Source organism: Nocardia pseudovaccinii NBRC 100343 (assembly GCF_001613225.1).
GTDB classification, from domain to species: Bacteria; Actinomycetota; Actinomycetes; order Mycobacteriales; family Mycobacteriaceae; genus Nocardia; species Nocardia pseudovaccinii.
The window spans coordinates 1-5,591 of record NZ_BDBY01000448.1 but is presented as its reverse complement, the minus strand read 5'-3'; the positions used below and the strand labels follow the sequence as shown (position 1 = coordinate 5,591).

The window sequence follows — 5,591 nt, the reverse complement described above, 5'->3', positions numbered from 1 at the left end:
GGGGAGGGGGCGGAATTGGGTCAGGATTGTGTGGGGCGCTGGTGCTCGGTTGCGCGTGGTGGCGCGGTTTTAGCTGGGGGTGAGCATCATCCGGAGCATGTTGGGGCGGGGGGGCGAGTTCGGCGGGGTCGATGTGTAGGCGGGTGTGGGCCTGGTTGCGGACCATGAAATTGGAGTGGCCGTCGTGGATTACCGCGGGACTGGGCATCATCGAATCGACCAGACGCTGTAGCTGGGGACATGGCCTCGCCGGGCTGGGCCGCGGCCACCGGATCGGCGAGTTCGGCCGGGCGACGCAGGTGGTGTTGTCCGGCATCGAGGCGCAATGCCCTGGCCAGCGCGTCGACCACCTGCGGGCTCGCCGCGATCTTGCGGCCCTGTTCGAGCCAGGCGTACCAGGTCAGGCTCACCCCGGCGAGTTCGGCGACCCCCTCGCGACGCAGGCCGGGTGTCGTCGGCGGCCGGGCGACCACAGCGCAACTACTCGAACGCGGTTGGGAAGTCCACGCATTCGTGCGCGATCTGGAATCGGCGGCGGCGCACGCACTGCGCGAGAGCGGCGCCGATCTCATCGAAATCGCGTCGGTGCGGTCGGCCAATGGACGGCGCCTACGGCGTGTTCCTGATGTTGACCATGATGACCGACGCACACATCACCGCCGAGGGCATCGCGGCCGAAGAGCGGCGGGATAAGGCGGTGGCCGAGATCGCCGCGGAGTCCGGCATCGAGCATCTGGTGTGGTCGACGCGGACGGGCTCGTGCTGAATCTCGCTGTCCGAGCGGATATCCCGGTATCGCTGATCTCGGTAGACGATATCGGCGCCTTCGCCGCCATCGCCTTCGACCGGCCCGCGGACTTCCTCGGCCGCAAAGTTCCCATCGCAGGCGACCGACTGACCCCTCCTCAAATCGCCGAAATCTTCGGCCGCACAGCGGGATTACCCGCCCGCCGCTTCCTGGTGCCGATCGAACAGGTAGCAAAAAATGTTCAGTTACTTCAATGACCGTCCCGACGAACCAGTGGACCTCGCAGCACTGCGCAGGGACCACCCGAACCTATGGACCTGGCAACCTGGCTGCGCGAAACAAACTGGAAGCCATGAAATCTCTACGCCCGACTTTCGGCCGAGAATGTAATGGTCGCGGCAAACCTCGAGAGCGTCTCTCCACCAGCGCATTCTCGTCCGATACTCCGGTAGTTGTGCGCCGCCGTTCGGGCAAGCGCGCGCTGTGCTACGAGATGTCGGCCAGGTCGAGGACGGAGTGGGGGTAGGTGATGCCGTCGGGGATGGGGGCGTCGGGCTGGTTCATGAGGAGGTCGCATTTGCGGCGGGCGATGATCCACGATCCGTTCTGCTGAATCAGTCGGTCACGGTATAGCGTTCGTGACCGGTTGATGAGTTTCGGTTTATCGCGCATCGTCCACTCGACGAACCCGTAGCAGGTCCCCCAGATACCGTCGGCGTCCGCACCGACGACGTGATTGGTCATCGCGTGCTGGATCCAGGTGCAGTCGTCGTGGAAGGGCACGAAGAACTCCAACCAGTGCTCCATCCCCGAGAACGGCATGCCCGGGTACTCCGCGACAACGTCGGGGGTGAACAGCGTCCGAAAGAGGTCCCAGTCGCGCGTGTCGATCGCACGCGCATATGCGTTCTGCAATCGCATCGCTTCGATCGCGATACCGGCCAGCTCGCTCGTCATCTCAGCCTCTCCTGGTACTGCCTATTGCCATTCCAGCGACATACCTTATACCCATTTCAACATTTCAGGCACAATTTGACGATTTGTCGCGAAAGTTTCGGGCAAGATAGCGCATACTGGACCATATTATTACACTCTTATTGAGCAGAGCACGCTCTCGCGCAGGTCAGGAAGACCCACTGATCGAGCCCCTGGTCGAGGGCTGCTCGTTGCCCACCCGAGTGAAATCAGCTGCACGCGTGGCGATCTCGAGGACACCTCGCAGCCAAGGGGTATAGGACTCGGGTGCCGTCGAGACACGTCCGAGCAGCTCGGCGGGGTCGACCCAGGCGCATTCGGAGACCTCGGCCGGGTTGGGGTCGGGTAGGTCGCCGGATATGGCGCCGACCAGCACGTGATCCCATTCGTGCTCCACCTGATCGCCGCATGGGTCGGCGGCCCGATAGCGGTAGATGCCCGCCTCGGTCAACTCCGTGACGGTCAAGTTCAGCTCCTCCATCAGCCGGATCGATGCTGCCGCGACCACATCCTGACCGGGTGCGGGATGACCACAGCAGGTGTTCGAAAAGCATTGTGGGAAGCGGGTTTTGACTGCCGCCCGGCGCTGCAGCAAGATCTGTCCGGACGCGTCGTACAGCAGTACGGAGAAGGCGCGGTGCAGGTACCCGGGTGGGCGGTGCGCCTCGGCCACGGAACGTGATCCGATCGCGCGGCCGTGCTCATCGACGAGTTCGACGAGCAGAGCCTCGCGGTCGGAGCGAATCTCGGTGGTCATGACGATCGTGGCTCCATGGTCTTTCGCGATCCGCTCATCGTTGGCAGAACACCGCGGCAGCCGGAACGACGGCCGCCCAAGCGACGAGCGCGACCATGTATACGAACAGCTTCGCCTGCGATCGGACGAGCGGCATGGCGTCGTCCAGCGACTTGCCCCAGGTGCCGAGCTGGGTCCGGCCCAGGTAGCCGATAACGATCGACACGCCAACGGCATACACGAACAATGTCCAGGTAAATCCCACCATGGCCACGACGGACCCCGCCACGAGTGCGGCGCCGACGGTGACCCGCGTCATCGACTCGATCAGCGAGACGCGCAGACCGAGCGCCACCACCGAGGTCCGGAATCCGTGCTCGGTGTCTTCCGGAATGTCTTCGGCGGTGTTCGCGACGAAAACTCCGGTGGTCGTCAGCCCCAAGCCGAGAATGGCAATGAGCGCGGGGATTTCGATCGGGCGGTCGTACAGCCGGAGCACGACAATGCCAGGAAAGACCATGGTCATGATGTAGGTCCATGGGATCTGCCAGAATCCGGCGGCCTTGAAATGCCAAGGTGGCAACGAATATTCGAGCAGCAACAGGGTGCCGACCGGAATGATCAGCAGCAGATCGAGATGCCCGGTCGCCACGGCGAGGTAGACGGCACCGACGCCGATGCCCGCGGTGGTGAGGTAGATCTGCCAGGCTACGAATCGCACGCCGAGATCTCGAACCATGCGGGAGAACTTGGATTTGTATTCGACGTCCACCCAGCGATCGGCCAGGCAATTGGCGACGTGCAACAGTTGAATCGCGGCGGCCAGCATGACCGCGGCCACGATCATCGGCGCCGACCAGATCTCGGCGCCGGTGTGCGCGCTGAACAGGACATCGGCCACCATGACCGCACCCGACATCGGCGCGATTTCGGGGCGGGTCAGCCACAGTGCGTAGTTGATCTTCGTGCGCAGCGGCAGCGGACGCCCTTCCTCACCGGGGCCCGCGGTGAAGATGCGGCGTAATTGTGCACGCAACGAGGCTTCCCCGCCGCTGACTGTGGTGGACATCAGGTCTGCTCCTGCTGTGCATGTCGACGTGCTCGGGCGATACTGCGGCGAAAGAACGGCCGGGACAGATCCTCCGGAAGATTGGCCCACCGCATGAAGAACGTCGTGAGTGGATCCAGCGTGATGTGGTGGCGGCCCCGCTCCAGGCCACGCACCGCGGCTTCGCCGACCTTGTCGGCGGGCATCGGCTTGATCGAACCGGTAATGGCTTTGGTCTCGGCCGGTTTGCGCAGGTTCTCCCTGGCGAGTCCGGGAGTGTCGGTGTCGGCCGGGTACAGCACGGATACCGTCACTCCGGCGGGCTCGACTTCGTAGCGCAGGCACAGCCCGAGCTGGCGGACGCTCGCCTTGGTCGGCCCGTAGCTCGAATATCCAGGGATGCCGAGGAAGGCCGCCGTCGAACTGGTCAGCAGGACACGCCCTTCGCCACGTTCGACCATGCCGGGCAGTACACATCGAATGGCATTGACCGAGCCGAGATAGTTCGCATCGCTCTGGATGCCGAATTCATCGCTGTCGATGTCGAGGAAGAGTCCGGGCAGGGTGAGACCCGCGCAGCAGGCGATCACCGCGCAGGCTCCGTTGCGTTCCTCCAGTTCTTTTACGGCGACGGCGAGCCCCGTTCGGTCGGTGACATCGGCGGTGCGCCAGTCGGCCCCGATCCGCTCGGCGGTGGTGCGCAGTGGCGCCTCCCGCCGGGCGATGACCGAGACGCGCGCGCCGCGCATGGCGAACGCGGCGGCCACGGCGGCTCCGATGCCATCGGAGCCGCCGGTGACGATTACATGCTTATCCGTCCAGCGCACAGTCATTTTCAGTTCCCGCCGGGTACGGCGAGCTCACCGAGACGGTCGCGCCAGGCATGATAACTGGTGGCCGTGCCGTCCTCCGGTATGCCGACGAACGCCTTATCGATCAAGGCCGCGGCCTCGTCGATGGTGCGGCCGGTGTAGGTCCGCACCGCGACCTCGGTGTGCGGGGTGGCGCTGTCGGCCTGCTGCCGGATCTTCGCGACCATGGTCGATCCCGCCGCCAACTGCTGATGGAACTGCGGCACCAGTGACCGGATCGCTTCCAGGTCGGCGACTTCCACACCACCGGCGAAGGTGGTCGCGATGCCGATGCCGTTCCACAGGTCGGCATGCCTGCTCGGGTCGAACTCCGCGATCCGCGATGCGACACCGTCGACCGAGCCGCCGCCGATGAACCAGAGTGCACGCCCGATGCCCTGATCGGCAGCCCGTTTCAGCGGTGCGGTGTCCCCCATCCAGGACGGGTAGCGCTGGTCGACGTGCTGGCGGTCGATGTATTTCTCGGTACGGAAAAAGGCGTTGTAGAAGCCGTATCCGTCGATCGCGAGCCAGCGGTACACCGGATGTTCCGGAAAGACCTTCTTCCAAATCGGTTTCGGAATCTTACCCATCGCAAGACCGACGCCGACGTACATGGTCAGGTCGTGTTTGGCCGCGGGACCGGTGAACAGGTCCGCGGCGCGGTGGCTGAACGGGGTGATCGAGTCGACGGCCGCGAGACCCGTTGCGGCGCCCTCGAATGCGAAGCCCTGGTACTGCTCGGGCAGCTGTTGGATCTGCTCGATCAACTCCGCATTGTTCTTACTGCATACGGCGACGTGGATGCTGGTGGACAGGTGGGTGGCGACCCGCTCCAGTTCGGCCGCGGTCGCCGGGCTCGGCGTCGCGAAGCCGGGGCGTTTCAGCGGTTCTCGCTCGATATTCGTGCCGAGCAGGGTGGAGCGAAGCGGTCCGATCAGTGATGGCATTTGAACCTCGATTCTGTTGCGGCGGTGTTTATCTCGGCTATGAAGACCGCGCCGGTTCCTTCTCCGCTTCGACTGCCACCGGATCGCCGGACGCAACCGCCGCTGGATCGTCCGACTCAACCGCCACCGATTCGCCCGACTCAGCTACCACCGGCTCATCCGACTCAACCGCAACCAGCTCGCCAGGCTCGACCACCGCCGGATCGCCGGACTCAACTGCCGCCAGCTCACTGGACTCAACCGCCACCGCCTCACCCGATTCAGCTACCACCGACTCGCCCGA

The 5,591-nt window shown here is 64.5% G+C and carries 8 protein-coding genes and 2 pseudogenes; 2 read left to right on the top strand and 8 right to left on the bottom strand.

The features are described from left to right. Both NP3_RS51770 and NP3_RS51070 read right to left on the bottom strand, forming a co-directional pair. Window positions 1–208, bottom strand: a 208-nt coding sequence (locus NP3_RS51770; protein ID WP_373864844.1) for a hypothetical protein, incomplete at its 3' end; no start/stop codon positions are given. A gap of 163 nt (window positions 209–371) precedes the next feature. Continuing rightward, a pseudogene (locus NP3_RS51070) lies at window positions 372–572 on the bottom strand (helix-turn-helix domain-containing protein); the annotation flags it as partial. Window positions 573–598: 26 nt separating this feature from the next. Here NP3_RS51070 and NP3_RS50155 point away from each other — a divergent pair. Together NP3_RS50155 and NP3_RS50150 are read left to right on the top strand one after the other, a co-directional pair. Further along, window positions 599–766, top strand: a complete 168-nt coding sequence (locus NP3_RS50155) for a hypothetical protein (RefSeq protein ID WP_218025083.1) — start codon at window positions 599–601, stop codon at window positions 764–766. After that, the gene (locus tag NP3_RS50150) at window positions 760–1,005 is read left to right on the top strand and encodes an NmrA family NAD(P)-binding protein (RefSeq protein WP_218025082.1); all 246 of its coding nucleotides are present in this window, start codon (window positions 760–762) and stop codon (window positions 1,003–1,005) included. Before NP3_RS50155 ends, NP3_RS50150 begins: the two co-directional genes overlap by 7 nt. A 229-nt stretch (window positions 1,006–1,234) precedes the next feature. On the opposite strand, the gene NP3_RS45675 is transcribed toward NP3_RS50150, so the two are convergent. From NP3_RS45675 to NP3_RS50145, 6 genes and pseudogenes are all read right to left on the bottom strand, one after another. Then, a complete protein-coding gene (locus NP3_RS45675) occupies window positions 1,235–1,705 on the bottom strand; it encodes a nuclear transport factor 2 family protein (RefSeq protein ID WP_063047927.1) in 471 nt (156 codons plus the stop codon). A 166-nt stretch (window positions 1,706–1,871) separates the two neighbouring features. Beyond that, window positions 1,872–2,480 carry an isopentenyl-diphosphate Delta-isomerase gene (gene idi, locus NP3_RS45670; RefSeq protein ID WP_063047926.1) on the bottom strand — a complete coding sequence of 203 codons (609 nt, stop codon included), beginning with the start codon at window positions 2,478–2,480 and terminating at the stop codon, window positions 1,872–1,874. A 34-nt stretch (window positions 2,481–2,514) separates the two neighbouring features. Further along, a complete protein-coding gene (locus NP3_RS45665) occupies window positions 2,515–3,528 on the bottom strand; it encodes a UbiA family prenyltransferase (protein WP_063047925.1) in 1,014 nt (337 codons plus the stop codon). Next, a complete protein-coding gene (locus NP3_RS45660; protein WP_063047924.1) occupies window positions 3,528–4,340 on the bottom strand; it encodes an SDR family oxidoreductase in 813 nt (270 codons plus the stop codon). The genes NP3_RS45665 and NP3_RS45660 overlap by 1 nt, the downstream gene beginning before the upstream one ends. Before the next feature lie 2 nt (window positions 4,341–4,342). Then, entirely contained in the window at window positions 4,343–5,308 is a 966-nt protein-coding gene (locus NP3_RS45655) for a DUF1702 family protein (protein WP_063047923.1), read from the bottom strand. A gap of 37 nt (window positions 5,309–5,345) precedes the next feature. Next, window positions 5,346–5,591: pseudogene (locus NP3_RS50145) on the bottom strand (hypothetical protein); the annotation flags it as partial.

Coding starts and splice junctions, on each gene's coding strand:
- NP3_RS50155 (WP_218025083.1), top strand. CDS start 599: ATGGACGGCGCCTACGGCGTGTTCCTGATGTTGACCATGATGACCGAC.
- NP3_RS45675 (WP_063047927.1), bottom strand. CDS start 1,705: ATGACGAGCGAGCTGGCCGGTATCGCGATCGAAGCGATGCGATTGCAG.
- idi (WP_063047926.1), bottom strand. CDS start 2,480: ATGACCACCGAGATTCGCTCCGACCGCGAGGCTCTGCTCGTCGAACTC.
- NP3_RS45665 (WP_063047925.1), bottom strand. CDS start 3,528: ATGTCCACCACAGTCAGCGGCGGGGAAGCCTCGTTGCGTGCACAATTA.
- NP3_RS45660 (WP_063047924.1), bottom strand. CDS start 4,340: ATGACTGTGCGCTGGACGGATAAGCATGTAATCGTCACCGGCGGCTCC.
- NP3_RS45655 (WP_063047923.1), bottom strand. CDS start 5,308: ATGCCATCACTGATCGGACCGCTTCGCTCCACCCTGCTCGGCACGAAT.